The organism is Bradyrhizobium sp. KB893862 SZCCT0404 (assembly GCF_018130885.1).
Taxonomy (GTDB): domain Bacteria; phylum Pseudomonadota; class Alphaproteobacteria; order Rhizobiales; family Xanthobacteraceae; genus Bradyrhizobium; species Bradyrhizobium stylosanthis.
The window spans coordinates 94,857-116,917 of sequence record NZ_JAFCLT010000014.1 but is presented as its reverse complement, the minus strand read 5'-3'; the positions used below and the strand labels follow the sequence as shown (position 1 = coordinate 116,917).

The 22,061-nt window shown below is 66.3% G+C and carries 17 protein-coding genes and 2 tRNA genes; 12 read left to right on the top strand and 7 right to left on the bottom strand.

Annotated features, from left to right (window positions below):
• Window positions 1–102 precede the first annotated feature (102 nt).
• The 9 genes from JQ617_RS36335 (at window position 103) to JQ617_RS36295 (ending at window position 10,507) form a co-directional block, all read left to right on the top strand.
• Window positions 103–1,344 carry an MFS transporter gene (locus JQ617_RS36335; RefSeq protein ID WP_212030544.1) on the top strand — a complete coding sequence of 414 codons (1,242 nt, stop codon included), beginning with the start codon at window positions 103–105 and terminating at the stop codon, window positions 1,342–1,344.
• A 67-nt stretch (window positions 1,345–1,411) separates the two neighbouring features.
• Window positions 1,412–2,617, top strand: coding sequence for a M20/M25/M40 family metallo-hydrolase (locus JQ617_RS36330; RefSeq protein ID WP_063691592.1), 1,206 nt, complete (start codon window positions 1,412–1,414; stop codon window positions 2,615–2,617).
• A 5-nt stretch (window positions 2,618–2,622) separates the two neighbouring features.
• Window positions 2,623–3,159: a hypothetical protein gene (locus tag JQ617_RS36325; RefSeq protein ID WP_212030543.1), complete on the top strand. Its 537-nt coding sequence runs from the start codon at window positions 2,623–2,625 to the stop codon at window positions 3,157–3,159.
• Window positions 3,160–3,295: 136 nt separating this feature from the next.
• Window positions 3,296–4,384 (top strand): mandelate racemase/muconate lactonizing enzyme family protein, encoded by a 1,089-nt coding sequence (locus JQ617_RS36320; RefSeq protein ID WP_212030542.1) that lies wholly within the window; start codon window positions 3,296–3,298, stop codon window positions 4,382–4,384.
• A 190-nt stretch (window positions 4,385–4,574) separates the two neighbouring features.
• On the top strand, window positions 4,575–5,723 hold the full coding sequence (locus JQ617_RS36315) for an amidohydrolase (RefSeq protein WP_212030541.1): 1,149 nt from the start codon (window positions 4,575–4,577) through the stop codon (window positions 5,721–5,723).
• Window positions 5,724–5,790: 67 nt separating this feature from the next.
• Entirely contained in the window at window positions 5,791–6,948 is a 1,158-nt protein-coding gene (locus JQ617_RS36310) for a caspase family protein (RefSeq protein WP_212030540.1), read from the top strand.
• A gap of 226 nt (window positions 6,949–7,174) precedes the next feature.
• Window positions 7,175–8,611 carry a sodium:solute symporter family protein gene (locus JQ617_RS36305; RefSeq protein ID WP_212030539.1) on the top strand — a complete coding sequence of 479 codons (1,437 nt, stop codon included), beginning with the start codon at window positions 7,175–7,177 and terminating at the stop codon, window positions 8,609–8,611.
• A complete protein-coding gene (locus JQ617_RS36300) occupies window positions 8,608–9,822 on the top strand; it encodes a sialidase family protein (protein ID WP_212030538.1) in 1,215 nt (404 codons plus the stop codon). The genes JQ617_RS36305 and JQ617_RS36300 overlap by 4 nt, the downstream gene beginning before the upstream one ends.
• 4 nt (window positions 9,823–9,826) lie before the next feature.
• Window positions 9,827–10,507 (top strand): SDR family NAD(P)-dependent oxidoreductase, encoded by a 681-nt coding sequence (locus tag JQ617_RS36295; protein ID WP_145664139.1) that lies wholly within the window; start codon window positions 9,827–9,829, stop codon window positions 10,505–10,507.
• Between the two features lie 25 nt (window positions 10,508–10,532).
• Here the strand turns inward: JQ617_RS36295 and JQ617_RS36290 are convergent, their stop codons facing one another.
• From JQ617_RS36290 to JQ617_RS36265, 6 genes are all read right to left on the bottom strand, one after another.
• Window positions 10,533–11,465, bottom strand: coding sequence for a dihydrodipicolinate synthase family protein (locus JQ617_RS36290; RefSeq protein ID WP_212030537.1), 933 nt, complete (start codon window positions 11,463–11,465; stop codon window positions 10,533–10,535).
• A gap of 92 nt (window positions 11,466–11,557) precedes the next feature.
• Window positions 11,558–12,466, bottom strand: a complete 909-nt coding sequence (locus JQ617_RS36285; protein WP_212030536.1) for a ribokinase — start codon at window positions 12,464–12,466, stop codon at window positions 11,558–11,560.
• Between the two features lie 93 nt (window positions 12,467–12,559).
• Window positions 12,560–13,918 carry an ABC transporter substrate-binding protein gene (locus tag JQ617_RS36280; RefSeq protein ID WP_212030535.1) on the bottom strand — a complete coding sequence of 453 codons (1,359 nt, stop codon included), beginning with the start codon at window positions 13,916–13,918 and terminating at the stop codon, window positions 12,560–12,562.
• Window positions 13,919–14,120: 202 nt separating this feature from the next.
• The gene (locus JQ617_RS36275; RefSeq protein ID WP_212030534.1) at window positions 14,121–15,176 is read right to left on the bottom strand and encodes a LacI family DNA-binding transcriptional regulator; all 1,056 of its coding nucleotides are present in this window, start codon (window positions 15,174–15,176) and stop codon (window positions 14,121–14,123) included.
• A 76-nt stretch (window positions 15,177–15,252) separates the two neighbouring features.
• Window positions 15,253–15,327: transfer RNA gene (locus tag JQ617_RS36270), tRNA-Gln, on the bottom strand.
• 272 nt (window positions 15,328–15,599) lie between these two features.
• A tRNA-Gln gene (locus JQ617_RS36265) sits at window positions 15,600–15,674 on the bottom strand.
• 260 nt (window positions 15,675–15,934) lie between these two features.
• Here JQ617_RS36265 and JQ617_RS36260 point away from each other — a divergent pair.
• Complete coding sequence (locus JQ617_RS36260; RefSeq protein WP_212030533.1) at window positions 15,935–17,713, top strand: acyl-CoA dehydrogenase family protein; 1,779 nt, start codon at window positions 15,935–15,937, stop codon at window positions 17,711–17,713.
• Window positions 17,714–17,832: 119 nt separating this feature from the next.
• Here the strand turns inward: JQ617_RS36260 and JQ617_RS36255 are convergent, their stop codons facing one another.
• Complete coding sequence (locus JQ617_RS36255; protein ID WP_212030532.1) at window positions 17,833–19,086, bottom strand: MFS transporter; 1,254 nt, start codon at window positions 19,084–19,086, stop codon at window positions 17,833–17,835.
• Between the two features lie 239 nt (window positions 19,087–19,325).
• Between JQ617_RS36255 and JQ617_RS36250 the strand changes: the two genes are divergently transcribed.
• Window positions 19,326–20,084, top strand: coding sequence for an enoyl-CoA hydratase-related protein (locus tag JQ617_RS36250; protein WP_063691620.1), 759 nt, complete (start codon window positions 19,326–19,328; stop codon window positions 20,082–20,084).
• Window positions 20,085–20,320: 236 nt separating this feature from the next.
• On the top strand, window positions 20,321–21,976 hold the full coding sequence (locus JQ617_RS36245; protein ID WP_212030531.1) for a bifunctional metallophosphatase/5'-nucleotidase: 1,656 nt from the start codon (window positions 20,321–20,323) through the stop codon (window positions 21,974–21,976).
• Window positions 21,977–22,061 lie beyond the last annotated feature (85 nt).

The following is a 22,061-nucleotide window of genomic DNA, read 5'->3' as shown; positions in this document are numbered from 1 at the left end:
CCATGTCGCGACGCCCTTGCCTTCGTATTCCCTTGGCATTGCCTTGGCACGGTCGCCCCGATCGTGTAACGCCGACACGAAAATTGCCGGGACGCTACGCTGATGGGGACTACTGCCGACGACGCGGGCGAGGCCACCCGCGCGCTGATCTTCGCTCTGGTTGCGCTTGCCTGCGGCCACATGCTCTCGACATTGCTGCGCACGATACCGGCCGTGAGCCTGGATCTGATGGCGGCGGATTTTCACATCGAGCCGCAGGCGCTGGCGAGCCTCACCGCCGTCTATCATTTCGCCTTCGCGGCGGCGCAGATCCCGGTCGGCGCGGCGATGGACCGGTTCGGCGTGCGCCCGGTGTCGCTGAGCCTGCTGGCGGGAACCGTGCTCGGCGCGGTGGCGTCGGGGTTTGCGACGGGACCGCAGAGCTTTGCAGTCGGACAGCTGATGCTGGGCGTCGCCACGTCGGGCATGTTGATGTGCCCGATGACGCTCGCAGCCAAGCAATTGTCGGCCGCGCGGTTCGGCTTGTGGTCGGGCGCCATCCTCTCCATCGGCAATATCGGCATGCTGCTGTCGTCGAGCCCGCTCGCCTTCGTGATCGACACCTACGGCTGGCGCGCCGGATTCTGGATCTCCGCGATCGGCGGCATCCTGGTCGCGCTCGCGGTGTTCGTGCTGGTGCCGAGCCAGCCGGCCGACCACAAGGACGATTCCTCGGCGCTGTCGCAGATGATCGAGGTGGTGAGGCTCGGCCTGTCGCGGCCCTTGCGCGGCCTGATCGCGCTGGCGCTGGTGTCGCTGGCAAGCTCGCTGGTGCTGCGCGGACTGTGGGGCGGCCCGTGGCTGATGGAGATCAAGGGACTGACGCGGATCGAGGCCGGCAACCAGCTCGGCGCGTTCACGCTGGCGATGATCGCAGGACCGCTGCTGGTCGGCATGATCGACCGCAGGCTCGGCCGCAGGCGCGCGCTGGTCGCAGGCACGCACGGATTCGCCGCGGTGCTGCTCGCGCTGATGGCGCTGGGCGCGCCGCACCTCGCCGTCGCATGGCTGTTCGGCGTGACCGTCATGCCGCCGAGCTATGATCTGGCACTGTTCGTGCTCATCGGCCTCTTCACTTCGGCGCAGCCGTTGCTGTTCGGCATGTCCCGGCAACTCGTCGACGCGCAGGTCGCGGGCAAGGCGCTCGCGGCGGTCAATCTCGCCTTCTTCCTCGGCACGGCGCTGATGCAGTCCGTCACCGGCGCTGTGGCCGCGTTCGCAGGATTGCCCGCGGTGCTGCTGTTCATGGCGGCCGCGCTGGCGCTCGGCGTCGTGATCTTCCTGATCTACACGCGGCCGGTCTGAGCCCCTTGCGCAAAGCGGAGCCGCAGGAGATGCTGCGCCGCCATCTGCATCAGGGGAATTCGAGTCCATGCCCGTCGACACCAAAGCCGCCACCGATCGTCTCATGCGCTTCCTCGCGATCGAGGGCGTCACCGGACAGGAGGCGGCGATCGGGCGCGAGCTCACCGCCGCGCTGAAGGAGGCCGGCGTGCCGGCCAAGGCGATCCGGCTCGACGATGCCAACACGCGTATTCCGGTGCCGACGGAAACCGGCAACCTCATCGTCGACCTGCCCGGCCGCGGCGCGCTGCACAACCAGCCGCGCATCATGTTCATGACCCATATGGACACCGTGCCGCTCTGCGCCGGTGCCAAGCCGAAGAAGTCCGGACGCAAGATCGTCAACGAAGCCAAGACCGCGCTCGGCGGCGACAATCGCTGCGGCTGCGGCGTGCTGGTGACGCTGGCCGCCGAGCTCGAGAAGCAGAAGCTCGACCATCCGCCGATCACGCTGCTGTTCTGCGTGCGCGAGGAGAGCGGCCTCTATGGCGCGCGCCACGTCAAGCTCGACGAGCTCGGCGCGCCCGTGATGGCATTCAACTATGACGGTGGCTCGGCCTCCAACGTCATCATCGGCGCGGTCGGCGCCGACCGCTGGACCGTCGAGATCATGGGCCGCGCCTCGCATGCCGGCGTGGCACCGGAGCGCGGCATCTCGTCGACCATGATTATGGCGCTCGCGCTTGCCGACGTGAAGGCCGGCGGCTGGTTCGGCAAGGTGGTGAAGGGCAAGGGCGCGAGCGCGAAGATGGGCACCAGCAATGTCGGCCCCGTCACCGGCGGCGAGGGCCGCCCCGCGGGCGATGCCACCAACGTCGTCACCGACTACGTACATGTACGCGGCGAGAGCCGCAGCCATGACGGGAAGTTCTTCAAGGAGATCACCAAAGCCTACAAGGCCGCGTTCGAGAAAGCCGCCAAGAAGGTGACGAACGCGCAGGGCAAGTCCGGCAAGGTCAAGTTCAAGGCCGAGACCGACTATTACCCATTCCGCATGAAGGACAGCCAGCCCGTCATCAAGCGCGCGGTCGAGGCGGTGTCGGCGGTCGGAGGCACCCCGAACGTCCGCACCGCCAACGGCGGTCTCGATGCCAACTGGATGGTCCGTCACGGCGTTCCCACGGTGACGTTCGGCGCCGGCCAGAACGAGGCGCACACGATCGACGAGTGGATCAATCTCGACGAATACGACCGCGCCTGCGCGCTGGCGGTGCAGCTCGCGACGATGCGGTGATCTGCGTGGTCCGGTTCGCGCTCGCGGGATTTGCGCTGCTGGCGCTTGCGGGCGCGGCCGGCGCGGAAGAGGATAACAGCGCCTTGCTGGTCGATCTCTTCGCGAAGGTCTGCGCGCCGAAGCCGGCGAGACCAAGCCAGGTCGAGCGCATCGCGGCGGGTCTCGGCTTTGTCAGCGACGGCGGCCCGATCACGGCCGAGATGGAGCGCGGGCCCAAGATCGACCTGCTCTACTCGGCCAAGCTGATCAGGCGGGGCGAGAGGATCGGCAGCATGACGGCCTATTTCGCCGGACCCGACGATGCTCCGAGCGTGACCTGCTCGGTGTCGGCCGTCGGCGTCTCGGCCGAGACGCTGCCCGGGCTGATCGAAACGTCGTTGAAGGCCCGTGAGCGGACCGACAAGCCGTCCAGCGACGACAATCATCGCCTGGCGAGCTGGCGTGTCGGCGCCGGCAGCGGCGATGCGCTCGACATGTCGGCGTGGCGAACCTCGCCGCACCGGGCCTCGATCAGCATCAACTATTTTGCTTACAAGCGGTGAGCGGGATGGCTAGAGCGTAGGATGGGTAGAGCGTTAGCGAAACCCATCGCGACTTGCCAAGTTGATGATGATGGGTTTCGCCGCGCTCTACCCATCCTACGAAACCGCGAACCAAAAAGAAAAATCGGGAGGCCACATGCCGCGCATCGCAAACATCGAATCCGCCCTCTACCGGATCCCCCTGCCCGTCACGCTGTCCGACTCCACGCATGGCGAGATCGCGGCGTTCGAGCTGATCACCTGCCGCATCCGCGATGCCGATGGCGCCGAAGGCGTGGGCTACACTTATACGGTCGGGCGCAATGGCGGGGCGACCGCCGACATTCTCAAGCGCGAGATCCCACCGCTGGTCGAGGGCCGCGAGGCCGAGGACACCGAGGCGATCTGGCACCACGTCTGGTGGGGCCTGCATTATGGCGGGCGCGGCGGACCGGCCGTGCTGGCGCTCTCCGCGCTCGACATCGCGCTGTGGGATCTGAAGGCGCGGCGCGCGAAGCTGCCGCTGTACCAGTTGCTGGGCGGTTTCGATGCGCGCGTGCCCTGCTATGCCGGCGGCATCGACCTCGATCTCTCCGTCGAAGCCCTGCTCGCGCAGACCGACGGCAATCTCGCAAAGGGCTTTCGCGCCATCAAGATGAAGGTCGGCCGGCCCGACCTGAAATCCGACGTGGCGCGCGTCGCGGCGATGCGCAAACATCTCGGCGACGGCTTTCCGCTCATGGCGGATGCCAACATGAAATGGACGGTGGAGGAAGCGATCCGCGCTGCCCGCGCCTTCGTTCCCTACGACCTGACGTGGCTGGAGGAACCGATCATCCCCGACGACGTCGCGGGCCACACTCGAATCATGCAGGCCGGCGGCGTGCCGATCGCGGCGGGTGAGAATCTGCGCTCGCTGTGGGACTTCAAGAATTACATCGTCGCGGGCGCGGTGTCCTATCCCGAGCCCGACGTCACCAATTGCGGCGGCGTGTCCGCCTTCATGAAGATCGCGCGGCTCGCGGAAGCGTTCAACCTGCCCGTCACCAGCCATGGCGCGCACGACATCACCGTGCATCTGCTCGCGGCCTGCCCGAACCGCTCGTATCTCGAGGCACACGGTTTCGGCCTCGACACATATATCGAGCATCCCCTGGTGCTCGAAGATGGCAAGGCGCTGGCGCCGGATCGTCCGGGCCACGGCATCGGCTTCGACTGGAAAGGGCTGGCGAAGCTGGCGGCGTAGGGCGCGCCGTCATGCCCGGGCTTGTCCCGGGCATCCACGGTCTTTTCTGCTGCAAAGTAAGACGTGGATGGCCGGGTCAAGCCCGGCCATGACGATGGAGCCGCACGCGAGGCATTCCAAGGTGCTTGATGCAGTCGCCCGATATTCGGCTATGCTCGCCGTAGCCGGCCCTCCCAACGAAAGTCCCACCTTGACCCCCGAACTGCACCAGAAACTGACCGCGTGGCGCCGGCATCTGCATGCCCATCCCGAACTGTCCCTTCAGGAGAAGGCCACAGCCGCCTTCGTGCAGGAGAAGCTCACCGAGCTCGGCATTCCCTTCGAGGCCGGCATCGGCGGCCACGGCATCGTCGCAACGTTGACGCGCGGGTCGGCACAGGGCCGCGTCGGCCTGCGCGCCGACATGGATGCGCTGCCGATCACCGAGGATACCGGCCTGCCCTATGCCTCCAACAATCCCGGCGTGATGCATGCCTGCGGCCATGACGGGCACACCGCCTCGCTGCTCGGCGCCGCCGCGCTGCTCGCCGCGGACAACAGCTGGAGCGGCACGGTCGATTTCATCTTCCAGCCGGCCGAGGAAGGCTATGGCGGCTCGCGCGCGATGGTCGCGGCCGGGCTGTTCGAGCGCTTTCCGATGGACCAGGTGTTCGGCTTCCACAACTGGCCGGGCCTGCAGGCCGGCACCATTGCGGTCCATGACGGCGTGGTCATGGCCTCCGGCGGGCGCATCACCATCACCATCGAGGGCCATGCGGGCCACGCCGGCATGCCGCATTTGACGCGCGATCCCGTGATGGCGGCCGGCCATCTCATCGTGGCGCTGCAATCGATCGTCTCGCGCAGCGTCGATCCGCTCGACACCGCCGTGGTCTCATTGTGCACGATCGAGGGCGGCACCGCACCGAACCAGATCGCAGGCCGAGTCACGATCCGCGGCACGCTGCGTTTTCATCGCGAGGGCACCAAGGACATCATCCTCGGCGGGATCGAACGGACCTGCGCGGGGATCGCGACGAGCTTCGGCGTCAAGGTCACGCCAGAGATCGTCATGGGCGTCGGCGTGGTGATCAACACCCCGGCGGAAGCCGAGCTTGCACGCATCGCCGCGGAGAAGGTGCGGGCCGACGTGCGCCGCGACCTCGCGCCGAGCATGGCCGGCGAGGATTTTGCCCACTACCTCCAGCAGCGGCCCGGCGCCTTCGTCTGGATCGGCAACGGCGAATTGCGCGACGGCGCCGAGCTGCACGGCCCGCGCTATGATTTCAACGACGCGATCCTTCCCGTCGCCTCGAGCTGGATGGCCGAGGTCGCCAGGACGGCACTAAGCGCGAACTAGCACCGCCCCGTGGCTCCGCCGGACCGGTTGCGCTAGGATGGACGCTGGCTCGAGCCGGCGGGATCCCATGAATCGGCGCGAATTCGTTTCGGGATTGACGGCTGCAGCCGCGTTCGCCGGCTTGGCGTCGGCGGCCGCAGCGGCGGAAGGCCGGCGGGTCGCGCTGGTCATCGGCAACGGCGCCTACAGGAACGTTCCCGTCCTGCTCAATCCGCCGAATGACGCGAACGACATCGCCGCGGCCCTGAAGCGGCTCGGTTTCACCGTCTCGCTCGCCACGAACGCCAGCTTCGACGAGATGCGCCGCGGCCTGATCGCATTGGGGCGCGACGCCGCCGGCGCCGACATGGCGGCCGTGTACTTCGCCGGCCATGGCATGGAGATCAGCGGAGAGAACTGGCTGATCCCTGTCGACGCCGAGCTGAAGCGCGACACGGACGCGGCGAACGAAGCCATCAACCTGCACAGCGTGATGTCGCAGGTGTCCAACACCACGAGCCTCGGCCTCGTCATCCTGGACGCCTGCCGCGACAATCCGTTTGCCGCCAGGATGAAACGCTCGATCGCCACGCGGGCGGCCGCGACGGGCGGGCTGGGCCGCATCGAGCCCGTCGGTAACGTTCTGGTTGCCTATGCCGCGCGCGACGGCACCACGGCGCTCGAGGGCGATGCGCGCAACAGCCCGTTTGCAGCGGCGCTGCTGCGCAACATCGAGGCGCCCGGCGTCGAGGTGACGTTCATGTTCCGCAATGTCCGCGACGACGTGATGGAGGCGACCCGCAACGAGCAGCAGCCGTTCGTTTACGGTTCGCTGTCGCGCAAGGCGATCTACCTCGCCGGCCCGCCGCCTGCCGGTGCCGATAGTGCGGCACCGCTTGCTCCGCTTCCCGCCGTCGTCGCTCCTGCGCCGCCGCGCAGGCCTGTCACGTCGACGATCGATCCCGCGCTGGTCGGCACGTGGGAAATCATGGTGCCGAATGGCCGCGGCCAGTCGCGCTGGATCTGGGAGATCATGGGCGACGGCACCTACAGATTCCACGCCGAGCCGCTGCGCTCGGCCCGTGCGCACGAAGGCACGGTCACGGCCGCGAACGGCCGCTGGACGTTGCGTGCCCTCAAGGGCCTGTCAGGCTACAGCGATGGCGGCGCATACGAAATCCACGATGCGACGGCGGTGATCACCGGCAAGCTCGGCACCGGCGCCTGGAAACGCAGCGCCGAATAGGGCGCGCAGCCCTGCCACCCATCCTCCAGGGAACCCTTTGAACGCGCTGCGGCAATAGCGGCCGCCCGCCGCGCCCTGTCGCGCGACCGGAACGGGTGCGCTTGACGCAGCGCGCCCGCGCGGGTCTAATGAGATTAAAGAACAATTGTTCGCATTCCGAACATTATAGAACTGCGCGAGATGAACGGACAATTCCGCATCCGCGCCACCGGAGGAAACATCACCGATGCAAGCCATCCTCAATGGCGAGAGCACGCTCATCGTCGCGATGATCGTCGCCTACATCGCCTTCACCTCGTGGCTCACGCTCAAGCTGCGCAGCCGGACCAGCGAGCAGTTCATGACCGCCGCCCGCGCCATGCCGGCGGTGGTGGTCGGCGTGCTGATGATGTCCGAGTTCGTCGGCGCCAAGTCGACCGTCGGCACGGCGCAGGAAGCGTTCCAGTCGGGCATGGCCGCGGGATGGGCCGTGCTCGGCGCCTCGATCGGCTTTCTGCTGTTCGGCCTGCTGATGGTGAAGAAGCTCTACAATTCCGGCGAATACACTATCTCCGCCGCGATCGCGCAGAAATACGGCAAGTCGACCATGCTCACCGTGTCCGTGATCATGATCTACGCGCTGCTGCTGGTGAACGTCGGCAATTACGTCAGCGGCGCCGCCGCGATCGCCACCGCGCTGCATGTCAGCATGCCGGTCGCGATGTGCATCATCGCAGTGGTCTCGACCTTCTACTACGTGTTCGGCGGATTGAAGGGCGTCGCCTGGGTGACGATCCTGCACAGCGCCTTCAAGGTGGTCGGCATCGTCATCATCTTCGCGGTCGCGATGTCGCTGACCGGCGGCATTGCGCCGATCAAGGCCAAGCTTCCGGACTATTACTTCACCTGGGACGGCAAGATCGGCTTCACGACCATCTTCGCCTGGACCTTCGGCACGGTCGGCGCGATCTTCTCGACGCAGTTCATCGTGCAGGCGATCTCCTCGACCCCGAGCGCAGACGACGCCCGCAAGGCGACCTTCTATGCGGCGGCGTTCTGCCTGCCGCTGGGCTTCCTGCTCGCGCTGATCGGGGTTGCCGCCAAATATCTCTACCCCGACATGAACAGCCTCTACGCGCTGCCGGTGTTCCTGGAGAAGATGCCGCCGCTCGCCTCTGCCTTCGTGACGACCTCGCTGGTCGCCTCGATCTTCGTCAGCGTCTGCACCGTCGCGCTCGCCATCGCCTCGCTGGTGGTGCGCGACTTCTACGTGCCCTACTGGCAACCGACGCCGGAGCGCGAGCTGAAGATGACCCGCGTGTTCTCGATCGTAATCGCCATCGTGCCGCTGGTGTTCGTGTTCTTCATTCCGGAGATCCTCAAGCTGTCGTTCTTCACGCGGGCGCTGCGGCTGTCGATCACGATCGTAGCGATGATGGGCTTCTATTTGCCGCTGTTTGCCAGCAATCGGGGCGCCACCGCCGGCCTGATCGGCGCGGCGGTCTCGACCACCGCCTGGTACATGCTCGGCAACCCCTTCGGCATCGACAACATGTATGTCGCGGCCGCAACGCCGCTGGTGGTGATGGCGATCGAGCGCATCGCGCTGGGGCGCGCTCCGGCTGGTCCCGCGACGCCGCAGCCGGCCCAACCCAACGCATTCGTGGAAAGGACTTCGACATGATCGCCGAACCCGAGATCGTGAGCCCCGACATCGAGATCGCCGCCGACGGCATCGTCCGCCAGGCGGCCGGCGACCCTGATAGGTTCGACGCCTTCATCCCTTCGCCCTGCGTGCAGAACCACGCCGCCAATCTGATGCCGCTCGCCAATGGCGACCTCGCCTGCGTCTGGTTCGGCGGCACGCAGGAGGGCATGTCGGACATCTCGGTGTATTTTTCGCGCCTGCCGCGCGGCGCGACGCAATGGTCGCCGGCCGAAAAACTGTCCGACGACAAGGGACGTTCGGAGCAGAACCCGGTGCTGTTCCCCGCCCCCGACGGCACACTGTGGCTGATTTGGACGGCGCAGCTCGCCGGCAACCAGGACACCGCCCTGATCCGCCGCCGCCTCTCCCGCGACAACGGCAAGAGCTGGGGCCCGATCGAGACGCTGTTTCCCGAGCACCGCGGCCGCGGCACCTTCATCCGGCAGCCGATCGTCGTGCTCGACAACGGCGACTGGCTGCTGCCCGTGTTCTACTGTCACAGCACACCGGGCCGGAAATGGAACGGCGACGAGGACACCAGCGCGGTGAAGATCTCGTCCGATGCCGGCGCAACCTGGCGCGACGTCGACGTCCCCGGCAGCCGCGGCTGCGTGCACATGAGCATCGCGCGTCTCGACGACGGCTCGCTGGTTGCGATGTATCGCAGCCGCTGGGCCGACAACATCTATCAAAGCCGCTCCACCGATCACGGCCGCAGCTGGTCGGCACCGGTCGCGACCGCACTTCCCAACAACAATTCCTCGATCCAGCTGACGCGGCTCGGCAACGGACATCTGGCGCTCATCTTCAACGATTCCAGCGCCAGGGACGCCACCGGCCGCCGCCTCTCGCTCTATGACGAGATCGAGGACGACCTGCCGCCCGTGCTCGCGGGCGACGGCAGCACGGCCGATGGACGCACCGCGTTCTGGGGCGCGCCGCGGGCGCCGATGACGCTGGCCGTTTCCACCGACGGCGGACGGAGCTGGACCAAGCGTAACGTCGAAACCGGCGACGGCTATTGCATGACCAACAATTCACGCGACCAAACCAATCGCGAGCTGTCCTACCCCTCCGTCAAGCAGACCTCCGACGGCGCACTCCACACCGCGTTCACCTTCCACCGCCGCGCCATCAAATATGTCCGCGTGACCGAACCATGGGTGACGCGCGCGCTGCGGAGCTGAGGTCATGGACAAGCGGCCACACGCGCTGGTGACGGGCGCGAGTTCGGGGATCGGTGCGGCGATCGTCGAGCGCCTGCTGCGCGAGGACTGGCGGGTCACCGGGATCAGCCGCCGCCCCGCGACGTTCGACCATCCGGCCTTCGATCATTTGTCGCTCGACCTCAACGATATCGGGGGCATCGCAGACGCCGTTGCCGGCCTCGCGCCGACCGCGCTCGTTCATGCCGCGGGGCTGCTCAAGGTCGGCACGCTCGGATCGCTCGACCATGACGACAGCGCCACGATGTGGCGGCTGCATGTCGACGTCGCCGAGCGCCTCGCCGATGCGCTGGCACCGCGCCTGCCCAAGGGCGGGCGCATCGTCTTCATCGGCAGCCGCACCGCATCGGGCGCCGCCGGCCGCGGCCAATATGCCGCGACCAAGGCGGCGCTGGTCGCGCTGGCGCGATCCTGGGCGATCGAGCTCGCACCGCGCGGCATCACGGTCAACGTCGTCGCGCCCGCCGCAACCGAGACGCCGATGTTGAGGGATCCCGCGCGCGCCGGTGTCACGCCGAAACTGCCGCCGATCGGCCGCTTCGTCCAACCGGAGGAAGTCGCAGGCGCCGTGGCCTTCCTGCTTTCGACGGAAGCTTCCGCCATTACCGGACAACAGCTCGTCATCTGCGGCGGCAGCTCGCTCTGAACGCACCGCGCGGCGATTGCCGCGATCAACCCGCGGCCGCGATCCTGGCGCGGAAGCTCGCCTGCCCCTGCATGATCTTGTCCAGCAGTGCATCGAGCGCCCAGAACCGCTCACGGATGTCGAAGTCGACGGCGCGGCTACGGATGGACGAGAACGTGCCGAGCCTCTGGTGGTACAGTTTCGCCAGTTTTGGATAGCCCATCGGCTCGGCCATCGCGGCGAGCGCGAGGTAGACCGAGAGCTCATCGGCCAGCGCCGGATGCCGCGAATGGCTCGTCAGCAGCCATTTGTAGAGATCGGGATGGAAGTTCGTGAACACGCCGGTGAAGCCGGACGATCCGGACTTGATGGCGTCGAAGGCGATCGCCGCATTGGCGTTGACGATGGCGAGCGAGGTGTTCTTCGTCAAGGCCACGCGGCGCCTCACGGTCGCAAGGTCGCACGACACGTCCTTGAGGATCGCAAAGCGGCCGCTGTCGGCACAGAATGCCAGCTCGTCGTCGGACATCAGCCGGCGGAACGGCGCGGGACATTCGTAGAGACCGAGCGGAAGGCCTGCGGGCAGCGCAGCGAGCAGGCCGCGCAGATTGTCCATGAAGACGCTGCCGCCCTGCCCCTTCGGGTCGAACCTGTTCGTCACCAGCACCAGTCCGTCGACGCCGGTCCGGGCGATCGAGGTCAGCTCGGCAATCTGATCCTCACGCGATTCACTGACATGGCCGGAGGCGATCACGGGCACCCTGCCGGCTGCTTGCTTTGCGACGAAACGCGCCAGCGCGACGCGCTCATCGAGGCTCAGGAACTGCATCTCGCTCGATTGGGCGACGGCAAACAGCGCATCGGCGCCGTTGGCGATGTACCATTCGATCAGCTTCTCAAGGCCCGCATAGTCGATCGCATTCGCTTCGGTGAACGGCGTCAGCATCACGGGAATGATGCCTTTGATGGTTGCAGTCACAAGTCAGCTCCAAGAACGTTGAATTCGGTGGCGTTGAATTCGGTGATTAGTCTGTCCGGTCAGCGGCACATGCACAAATCCGCCGGCTGCGCTCACGACAGCTGCTCGGCGGTGGGCATGCCGCGCTGCGCGCCGTGGGCGAGGCAGGCCAGCGAGGCGCCGCGGCAGGCGCGCGCGAGCACCTCCTGCCAGCCGCGCCCCTCGTCCAGCCCCGCCGCGAGAATGCCGACAAACGTGTCGCCAGCCCCGGTCGTGTCGATCGGGAGAATTCGTTCGGCCGCAACAGTCTGGCGCGACCCGTCGGGATGGAACGCGCGCGCGCCCAGCGGTCCCGCGGTCACGATGCAGGTCACGCCGCCGTCCGCCGCGAGAACGGCGGCGGCCGCCTCGAAGTCGGTGCCGGTCCAGCCCACGCGCTGCGCCGCGGTGAGAGCCTCGTGCTCGTTCATGACGAGAACACTGGTGGCCTCCAGCAGCGCGCGCAGTTCGGCTTCGCTCAGGCGTTCGGGCACGGGCGCGAGATTCCAGATCACGCGTCCACCCGTTGCGCGGACGCGCTGGGCGGCCAGCAGCGAGGCCGCAAACGGGACCTCCATCTGAAGCACGAGGGTCGTTGTCGCGGACAGCTCGGCGGTTGCGTCGGCTGCAAGGCAGCCATTGGCCCCGCTCGCAACCGTGATGGCATTCTCGCCGTCAGCGCTGACGCTGATGAAGGCGCATCCCGTCGGCTCCGCGCCAACGGTGACGCGATCGACGTTGACGCCGTTGGCCGCGAGGTTGTCGATGCAGCGCTGGCCGAACGCGTCGCGTCCGACCCGGCCCACCATGGCGACCCGCCCCTGCGGCGACACGCGCGCGGCGGCGACCGCCTGGTTCGCGCCCTTGCCGCCGCAGAGCGTCGCGTAACCGCTCGCCAGCACCGTCTCGCCGGGCCTGGCGATCGTGTCGACACCGGCGACGAGGTCGACATTGATCGAACCGAAGATGGTGATCTCAGACATGGAACGACGATCTCCCGGAAGCTTCGCCTGCAAGGTGATCTCGGACCGCTCACGCGCCTTGCGGCGCGTGAGCGTAACGATTGCGGCCGGCGGTCAGTCGCCCGCGACGTCCTTGATGCGCGCGATCATGTCGTCGACGGCCTTGTCGACCGGCACCTTGTTGGTGACGATGGCGTTCACCGCCTTCATCCAGACGTTCTCGTTGTTGAGCGTGGTGAACTTGTAGTTCTTGCTCATCTCGTAGCCGCCGACGCCGGCGAAGAACTGGTCGCGCACGGCGCGGCGATGCACGTCGCCGTCCCAGAACGCGGATTTCTGCGCCGCGGTCTTGACCGGGAACCAGCGGCCGAGCGCGCCCTCGATATAGGGCTGCAGGTTTTCGTCGCGCAGCAGGAACGAGACGAACTCCTTGGCGCGCTCCTTGTTCTTGGCCTGCTCGAAGATCAGGCCGACCACCACGGAGGCGCGGGTGTGGACCGGCGAGCCATCCGGCTTGTTGGGCCAGACCATGGTGCGGATGCGGTCGTAGTAGTTCTTCTTCGCCTCGTCGCGCTGCTCGGCGGTGAGCGTCTCGTTGCTGGAATCGTCCAGCCATTTGCCGGGCAGCGAGACCGTCGAATTGTGCGTCATGATCGTCGTCTTGTTGTGGAAGGCGACGTTGTTGTCGGGGTCCTTCCAGCTCGTCGCCGATTGCGGCGTGCAGCCCTTGGCGGCGATCTCGACATAGTCCGTCATGGCGGCGATGAGGCCCGCTCGCACCTTGGGATCGTCGACCAGCAGCTTGCCGTTGTCGTCAACGAGCACGACGTTGTAGGCATCCATGAACACGAGGAAGGAGATGAAGCTGTCGGTGGCGTCGACGCCCATGGGATGGCCGATGCCGTAGATGCGCTTGCCGGAGGCCTTGCGCACGGCCGGCTGCGCCTTGTCGCACCAGAACGACCAGAAGCCCTTCCAGTCCTTCGGGATGTCGGTGTCCTTGAGACCGCCCTCTTCGAGCATGTCCTTCCAGTAATGCAGATGCAGCGTCGCCTGCTTCAGCGGGAAGGCGTAATAGGCTTTCGCCTTGGTCTTTTCGTTGTAGAGCATGACCGTGTCGAGCGACTGCGGGGAGAACTCGCCCTTGATCGGCGCGAGCACCGAGGTCAGATCGACCAGCTTGCCTTCGGAGGCCCACTTGCCGGCGGCCTGGAAATGGTAGGTGTCCGCATAGGTGACGTCGGGCGGGCTGCCGGCATCGAGCGCCGCCACCAGCTTCGGCATCATGTCCTGCGTCGCGTATTGCGACAGCTCGACCTTGACGCCGGTCTTGGCCTCGAACTTCCTGATGACGTCGAGCAGCGCGTCTTCCTCGGCCTTGTAGTAGCCCTTGTTCCACCAGAGGACGAGCTTCTCCTCGGCGGCTGCGGGGCTCGCCGCTCCCATCACCGGCAAGAGCAGTGAAACCGCCATCGAGCAGTTTCTGGCCCATCGCAAAAGGCTGTCGCGCATTATCGTTTCCTCTCCGTCCCGTCCCGGCGAGGCACCCGCCGGTTGCTCTCATGGCATTTCAAAACGCGGCCATGTAAGCGCTTACATACTGGGAGTCAAGAGCCCCCTTTCGGGGCATTTGCGCGGACTGTCGAGGAGATGATTGTTGCCCCGCGGGCGTGCCTCAGCGGGCTTGCGCCCTGCCCGCACTCTCGCGGACTTTCATGACAGGGACGATCTCCCGGGACTGGGCCCGCGCCTGCTCGCCCACGATCACGGCGAGCAGCTCGTTGGCGGCCAGCACGCCGATCTGTTGATTGTCGACCTTCATGGTCGTGAGCCCGGGCGAGAAGCGCGACGAGATCGCAAGGTCGTCGAAGCCGGTGATCGAAAAATCCCGGGGCGCCTCGAGGCCGCTCTCCCGCGCGGCCATCAGCGCGCCGAGCGCCAGATTGTCGTTGCCGCAGACGATCGCGGTCGCGCGGCTTCCCACCGTGCGCGTCATCAAGGCCGCAAAACTTTCCGCGCCGAACTCCAGCGTCGAAGGACCCATCATCAGGTCCTGCGCGGCGATTTCCAGACCGGCCGCCGCGAGCGCGTCACGGATGCCGCGAAGCCTTTCCTTGACGCGGTCGTTGTTGGTGTCGGGCTGAAAGATCGCGGCAAAGCGGCGGTGACCGAGCGACAGCAAATGATCCGTCATGCGGTGGAAGGCGGCACGGTTGTCGAAGCCGATGCACGGATGCGGCGAGGCCTTGTTGTAGGAGTAGGTCACGACATAGGGAATGCCGCGCGAATTGAGCGCCTCGAACAGCTCGGGCGGATGGCTCTCGCCGACCACGGCAAGCGCCTCGACGCCGCGCGCCAGCATGGCGTCGGCCTGCCTCAGGCCTTCGTCCGGATCGTAGTTCGAGCACCCCAGGAACAGCGTGAAGCCGCGTTCCGAGAACACGCTCTGCATGCCGCTGATCTGGTGGGCGAAGATCTCGTTGTCGAGCGTCGGGATGATGGCGCCGGCGATATGCGTCCGGCGCGAGGCCAGCGCCCGTCCGGCGGCGTTCGGAATCCAGTTCAGCGCGCGCGCGGCGTCCTTGACCCGCTGCCTGACCTCTTCAGACACCTTGTCGGGCTCGTTGAAGGCGCGCGAGACCGTCGCGGTCGAGACATTGGCCTTGCGGGCGACCTCCTCGAGCTTGACGCGGCCGCTTCCCCCGCGCGCTCTCTTTGAACCAGCTGCCATCCCCGCCACGGCCGAATGCGATTTGATCAGTGAGACGCCATGGTATGCGAGCGCAGGCCGTCTGTGTGAAAAAATCTGGCTGGGGCGGGAGGGATCGAACCTCCGAATGGCGGAATCAAAATCCGCTGCCTTACCGCTTGGCTACGCCCCAATGCGCAGGTCGGATGTTCTTGCGACCGAACGCCTCGCGCAGATGAGCCTCAAGGAGAGGATGCCATTAGCGAATCTTCGTGCCCGACACGCAACAATCAAGTGCAGGGAGGAAGAGCAGTGCGTCGCCTGGACTTATGTCAAGCCGGGGATTAGCCGGACAAACGCCGTTTGGTCATTTGAAACCCGCGTTGCCTGAGGGCGTGCTTCGACGATCACGCGACCACAGCGGGTGACGCACTGAAACCGGACTGGACTTCGAGGAGCCACCGCTGGCTGGGGCGGGAGGGATCGAACCTCCGAATGGCGGAATCAAAATCCGCTGCCTTACCGCTTGGCTACGCCCCAACAGCGGGGAACGACGGAAGACCGGGCTACCGCAGATTCCCTCGAGTGCTGCCGGTCTATAGGGTGCGGCGCGGCATTTCAACCGCCTGCAGGGGCAAAATACCACAGCAGCCGAGATCGGCCGCACCACACCTTATTATAATTATGGGCTCCGTTTTATAGGCCCCGGCAAAATCCCGATGCGGTACCGTATCGCGGCCATTGAGACCTTGCCCATTTCATGGGAATACGGCGCCAATATCTGTCCACGGGAGTGAGCCATGACCTACCGCGCGCCGATCTCTGACATGCTGCTGTCTCTCAACCATGGCGCCGGCCTCAAGGCGGCCCTGGACGCCGGCCATTACGGCGATTTCGACGCCGACCTCACCGCCGCCGTGCTGGAGGAAGCCGCCAAGTTCGCAACCGACGTGCTGGCGCCGCTCAACAAGGTCGGCGACGAGCACGGCATCAAGCTTAGCGACGGCAAGGTCACGACCGCGCCGGGCTGGCCCGATGCCTACAAGCGCTGGACCGAGGGCGGCTGGAACGCGGTGTCGGGACCGGAGGATTTCGGCGGCCAGGGCCTGCCGCTCGCCATCAACGCGGCCTGCACCGAGATCTGGAGCGCGGCCAACGTCGCCTTCGGCCTCTGCCCGCTGCTGACGGCCTCGGCAATCGAGGCGCTCGATGCGCATGGCAGCGACGAGCTGAAGACAATCTATCTCGAAAAGCTCGTCTCCGGCGCCTGGACCGGCACGATGCAGCTCACCGAGCCGCAGGCCGGGTCCGACGTCGGCGCGCTGCGCACCCGCGCCGAAAAGCAGGCCGACAGCACCTATCGCATCAAGGGGACGAAGATCTTCATCACCTATGGCGAGCACGACATGACCGACAACATCGTTCATTTCGTGCTGGCGCGCCTGCCGGACGCGCCCGCGGGCACCAAGGGGATCTCGCTGTTCCTCGTGCCGAAATTCATGGTCAACGCCGACGGCTCGCTGGGCGCACGCAACGACATCTTTGCCTCTGGCGTCGAGCACAAGCTCGGCATGCATGCTTCGCCCACCTGCACCATGACCATGGGCGACCATGGCGGCGCGATCGGCTTTCTGATCGGCGAAGAGAACCAGGGCATGCGCTGCATGTTCACGATGATGAACCAGGCCCGCCTCGGCGTCGGCCTCGAAGGCGTCGGCGTCGCCGACCGCGCCTATCAGCAGGCGCTGTCCTATGCGCAGGAGCGCAAGCAGGGCCGCGCCGTCGGCAAGAAGGGCGAGGGCTCGGACGCGATCTTCGTGCATCCCGACGTCAAGCGCATGCTGATGCGGATGCGGGCGCAGACCGCCGCCGCACGCACCATCTGCTACGCCACCGCGGTGGCGATCGACGTCTCCACGCGCGCCAAGGACCCGAAGGTGCGTGCGGACGCTGCCGCACGCGCCGCGCTGCTGACGCCGATGGCAAAGGGCTATTCCACCGACATCGGCAACGAGGTCGCCTATCTCGGCGTGCAGGTGCATGGCGGCATGGGCTTCATCGAGGAGACCGGCGCCGCGCAGCATTATCGCGACGCGCGCATCACCGCGATCTACGAGGGCACCAACGGCATCCAGGCGATCGACCTCGTCACGCGCAAGCTCGCGGCCAATGGGGGCGCTGCGGTGTGGGCGCTGATCGACGAGCTCGCGGCAACCGTCAAGCAGGTGGAGGCCTCGAACGATCCGGCCTTCGGCACCACGGGCGCAAAACTGCGCGAGGCGCTGGAGGCGTTGACGCGCACCAGCAAATGGCTGCTGGAGCGCGTGACCTCCGCGCCGAACGAGGCGCTGGCCGGCGCGACGCCTTACCTGCAGCAGTTCGGATCGACGCTCGGCGGCTGCATGCTGGCCTCCGAAGCGCTCGCCGCCAAGGCCGAAGGCACTGCAGATGCCGCGCGCTACGTCTCGCTGGCGCGTTTCTTTGCCGAGAACATCAGTGTGCAGGCCGGCGCGCTGGAACGCACCGTGACCGAGAGTGCGGAGTCGGTTGCCGCGGCGGATGCGGTGTTGTTGGGATGACTGGCCCGCTGTTGATCCCGTCATCCTGAGGTGCTCGCAGAGCGAGCCTCGAAGGATGCACGGCCGAGATGCAGCAGCCGGGCCGTCGCCCTTCGAGGGCCGCTGAAGAAGTAGCCATCTCAGGGTGACGGTGAGAGATTGCGCGACTGTTCGGCCTTTCTCCCCGGCCGCCACAGCACCACGCCCGCGGCCACCAGATCCAGCGCCACGCACATCGCAAACGCCGTCGTGTAATTGCCGGTGAAGCTGCGCACGAGGCCGACGATGCCGGGGCCGAATGCGCTGACGATGCCGCTGATCGAGGTGCCCAATCCCATCGCGGCGGCGAAGGCGGCGGATCCGATCTCGCGCTGGATGATCAAGGGCGGGAACGTGATCATGTTGCCGATCGAGAAGCCGTAGACGGCGCAGCACACCAGCAGCACCGTCGGGTTGGTGCTTTGCAGCAGCACGAAGAGAGCGGCGGCCTGGCTCGTCATCGACGCCGCGCAGGCGAGCCTGGGATCAAGCCGGTCGACGAACAGGCCGAGCGACAGGCGCCCGACCACCGCCATCGCCGCCATGAGGGTCACGGCCAGACCGGCGCTGGCGCGCCCGATCAGCGGCTCGAGAAACGAGACCTGGTGGATGATGAATCCCATCTGCGCCAGCAGCGCGATCGCGATCGGCAGCACCATGGTCCAGAACGCGGCATTGGCGAGCAGCGCGCGGCGCGAATGCGCAGGACGGGCCATCGCGCCGCCGGACTGACGTTTCCCTGAAGCCAGTGATGTCCCCGCGGGCCAGCCGATGAAGCCGACGACCACCGGCAACACCAGCACCACCATCGCGATGGTGGCCGCCAGCATCGCCGAGCGAAAGCCGATGCTGCCGGTCAGCGACAGCAGCAGCGGAACGAGGACGATGCCGCCGCAGGTCGCCCCGTTGAAAGCGAGGCTGAGCGCGAGGCCGCGGCGCCGGTCGAACCAGGAATTGAGCACGGTCGCGATCACCACGGTGCCCATGCCGGTCCAGCCGACCGACATCAGCGCGTAGGCGAGATAGAGCTGCCAGGGCGTCTGCATCAGGGCCAGCAGCACGGTCGAGGCGCCCAGCGCGGAAAGCCCGCACAGGATCAGCGACCGCAACCCGATGCGGTCGAGCAGATCGTCGGTGAAGATGACGAGGACGGAGGTGAGGAGAAACGAGAAGGTGCTGGCCGCGGAGACCAGCGTGCCGGGCCAGCCATGGGCGCGCTGCAGCTCGGCGAGATAGACGCCCTGGCCGTAGAGGCCGAAGCCGAACATGAAGAAAGCCATCAGAAAGCAGGCCAGCACGACGCGCCAGCCGCGATAGGACAGCGAAGATTCGTCAACGCCAGTTGCGGCGATCATCAATCGAGCCGTCGCCAGATGGAACCGGGCAGGATCGTGCCCTACAACCACTGGTTTTTCAAATGAAACATTGTAGCCATTTGTTGCGACGCGCAACAGCGCGTGACGGGCAATGTGACGCGCCATGGGCGCCGTCACGCAGAGTTCAGGCTGGAAAAGGTCGAGCGGACGCATTGGCACGTCAACAAGATGATGTAGGCTGAGGCGCGCGAGACCCGCAGCGACGCAGGGGGAATTTCATGCCGAACGGCAATATCGTGGTCACCGAAGAGCGGGGAACGCGTGTGATCACCCTGCGCCGCCCCGGCAAGAAGAACGCGATCACCCAGGACATGTACCGGGAGATGAGCCACGCGATCGACACTGCGCAGAACAATCCCGATATCCGCTGCATGATCATCACCGGCGGCTCCGGCGTGTTCACGGCGGGCGATGACATCGACGATTTCCTTCACGCCGACACGGCGCGCCCTGAGACGCTGTCGAACGGCGCCAAGTTTCTCTATTCGCTCGCCCTCAACACCAAGCCGATCATTGCCGCCGTGGACGGCGCGTCGATCGGCATGGGCACGGTGATGCTGTTTCATTGCGACTACGTGCTCGCCTCGAACGCGGCGACCTTCTCCGCACCTTACATTCATCTCGGGCTGGTGCCGGTCGGCGCGTCCAGCCTCCTAATGCCGAACACGATGGGCTATCAGCGCGCCTTCGCGATGCTGATCATGGGGCGGACCTTCAGCGCGGCGGAGGCGCACGCTTCCGGCTTCGTCAACACCGTGGTCTCGCCGGGACATACCGAGGTCGAGGCGCGCAAGGTCGCGCGCGAGATCTGCCGGCTGCCCGCCGAGGCCGTCGCGACCTCGCGCAAGCTCTTGCGCACGCCGCCGGAGGAATTGACCCGCCGCATCGACCAGGAGGCCCATCTGTTCGGCGAGCGGTTGAAATCGGACGACGCGGTGGCCGCGTTCAACGCGTTTGCGAACCGGAAGAAGCGGTAGGGATGAGACAGTGAGAGCCGCCTCCGCGAGTCCGGTATCGTAGGGTGGGCAAAGGCGCTCTGGCGCCGTGCCCACGACTTTCTTCGATCACAGTCCGATGGTGGGCACGCTTCCGCCTTCGCTCTTCGAGCTACGGCGGACAAGCCGCTTTGCCCACCCTACGATACTGTGGCCGGGGGGCAGCGTTCACGACAATGCTTCGTGAAATCTTCGCGCGGAACGTCTAGTCTGGTTCCATGCCATACCGATCCATCCTTGCCGCGCTCGCGCTGATCTGCGCCCTGCCCGCCTCCGCCCAGACCGCCGCGCCGGTCGAGCTGCGCATTCTCGCGATCAACGATTTCCACGGCAATCTGCGGCCGCCGCCGGGCGGCATCCGCATCAATGACCCCGAGGATAGAGCCAAGAAGGTGATGGTCGCCGCCGGCGGAGCCGAATACATGGCGACGCTGGTCAAGCAGCTGCGCGAAGGACACAGGAACACGATCTTCGTTGCCGCCGGCGATCTGATCGGAGCAAGCCCGTTCCTGTCGGCGATGTTCCACGAAGAGCCCTCCGTCGAGGCGCTCTCGATGATGGGACTTGCGATCACCTCGGTCGGCAATCACGAGTTCGACGAAGGCAAGACCGAGCTGTTGCGCATGCAGAACGGCGGCTGCCATCCGGTGGACGGCTGCCAGGGACCGCATCCCTTCACCGGCGCCAAATTCCACTATCTCGCGGCCTCCACGATCGAGACCGCGACCGGCAAGAGCGTGCTGCCGCCCTACGAGATCCGCGAGTTCGACGGCATCCCCGTCGCCTTCATCGGGCTGACCTTGAAGGAGACTGCCGGCATCGTCTCGCCATCGGGCATTGCCGGGCTCGAATTCCGCGACGAGGCCGAGACGGTAAACGCGCTCGTGCCGCAGCTGAAGGCGCGCGGCGTCGAGGCAATCGTGGTGCTGATCCACCAGGGCGGCGAGCCCGCGGGCGACTACAACGAATGCCCTGCCATCACCGGGCCCATCGTCGACATCGTCAAGAAGTTCGATCGTGCCGTGGACGTCGTCGTCAGCGGTCACACGCATCGCGCCTACATTTGCCAGATCGACGGGCGGCTCGTCACCAGCGGCGACAAATACGGCACGCTGGTCACCGCGATCGACCTCAAGCTCGATCCGACGAGCCGCGACATCGTCAGCGCAAAGGCCGAGAACGTCATCGTCGCCAACGCATCGCTCGCCAGGGATCCCGAGCAGACCGCGCTGATCGAGGCCTATGACAAGGTCTCTGCGCCGATCGCCAACCGGCCGGCGGGATCGGTGACGCAGACGCTGTCGCGCGTGCCGAACGAGGCCGGCGAGAGCGCGCTCGGCGACATCATCGCGGACGCGCAGCTCGCCGCGACCAGAGACGCCAAGGATGGCAGCGCTGTCATCGCGCTCACCAATCCCGGCGGCATCCGCACCGACATCGTTCCCAAGGAGAACGGCGCGATCACGTTCGGCGATGTGTTCGCCAGTCAGCCGTTTCGCAACCGCCTCGTCACCATGACGCTCACGGGCAGCCAGCTCAAGGATCTCCTGGAGCAGCAATGGCTCGATCCGAAGCGGCCGCGGATCCTCCAGGTGTCGAACGGGTTCAGCTACAGCTGGGATGCGTCGAAGCCGAGCGGCGAACGTGTCAGCCTTGAGAAGATGACGCTGAGCGGCAGGCCGATCGAGGCCGGGACCGGCTATCGCGTCACCCTCAACGACTATCTCGCCGTCGGCGGCGACGGCTTCACGGTCGCAAAGCAAGGGGCGGCGCCGCAATATGGCGGCTACGACGCCGATGCGCTGTTCGCGTTCTTCCGGGCGCACGGGCCGATCGGCCCGCTGCCGCTGAGCCGCATCCTGCGCGTGAATTGATCCGGATCAAACCGGCCGGAACGGGACAACCCTTTGCCAATTGTACCCAAGCGCATAGATTGCGTTTGGCATTGCGTTTTGGCGC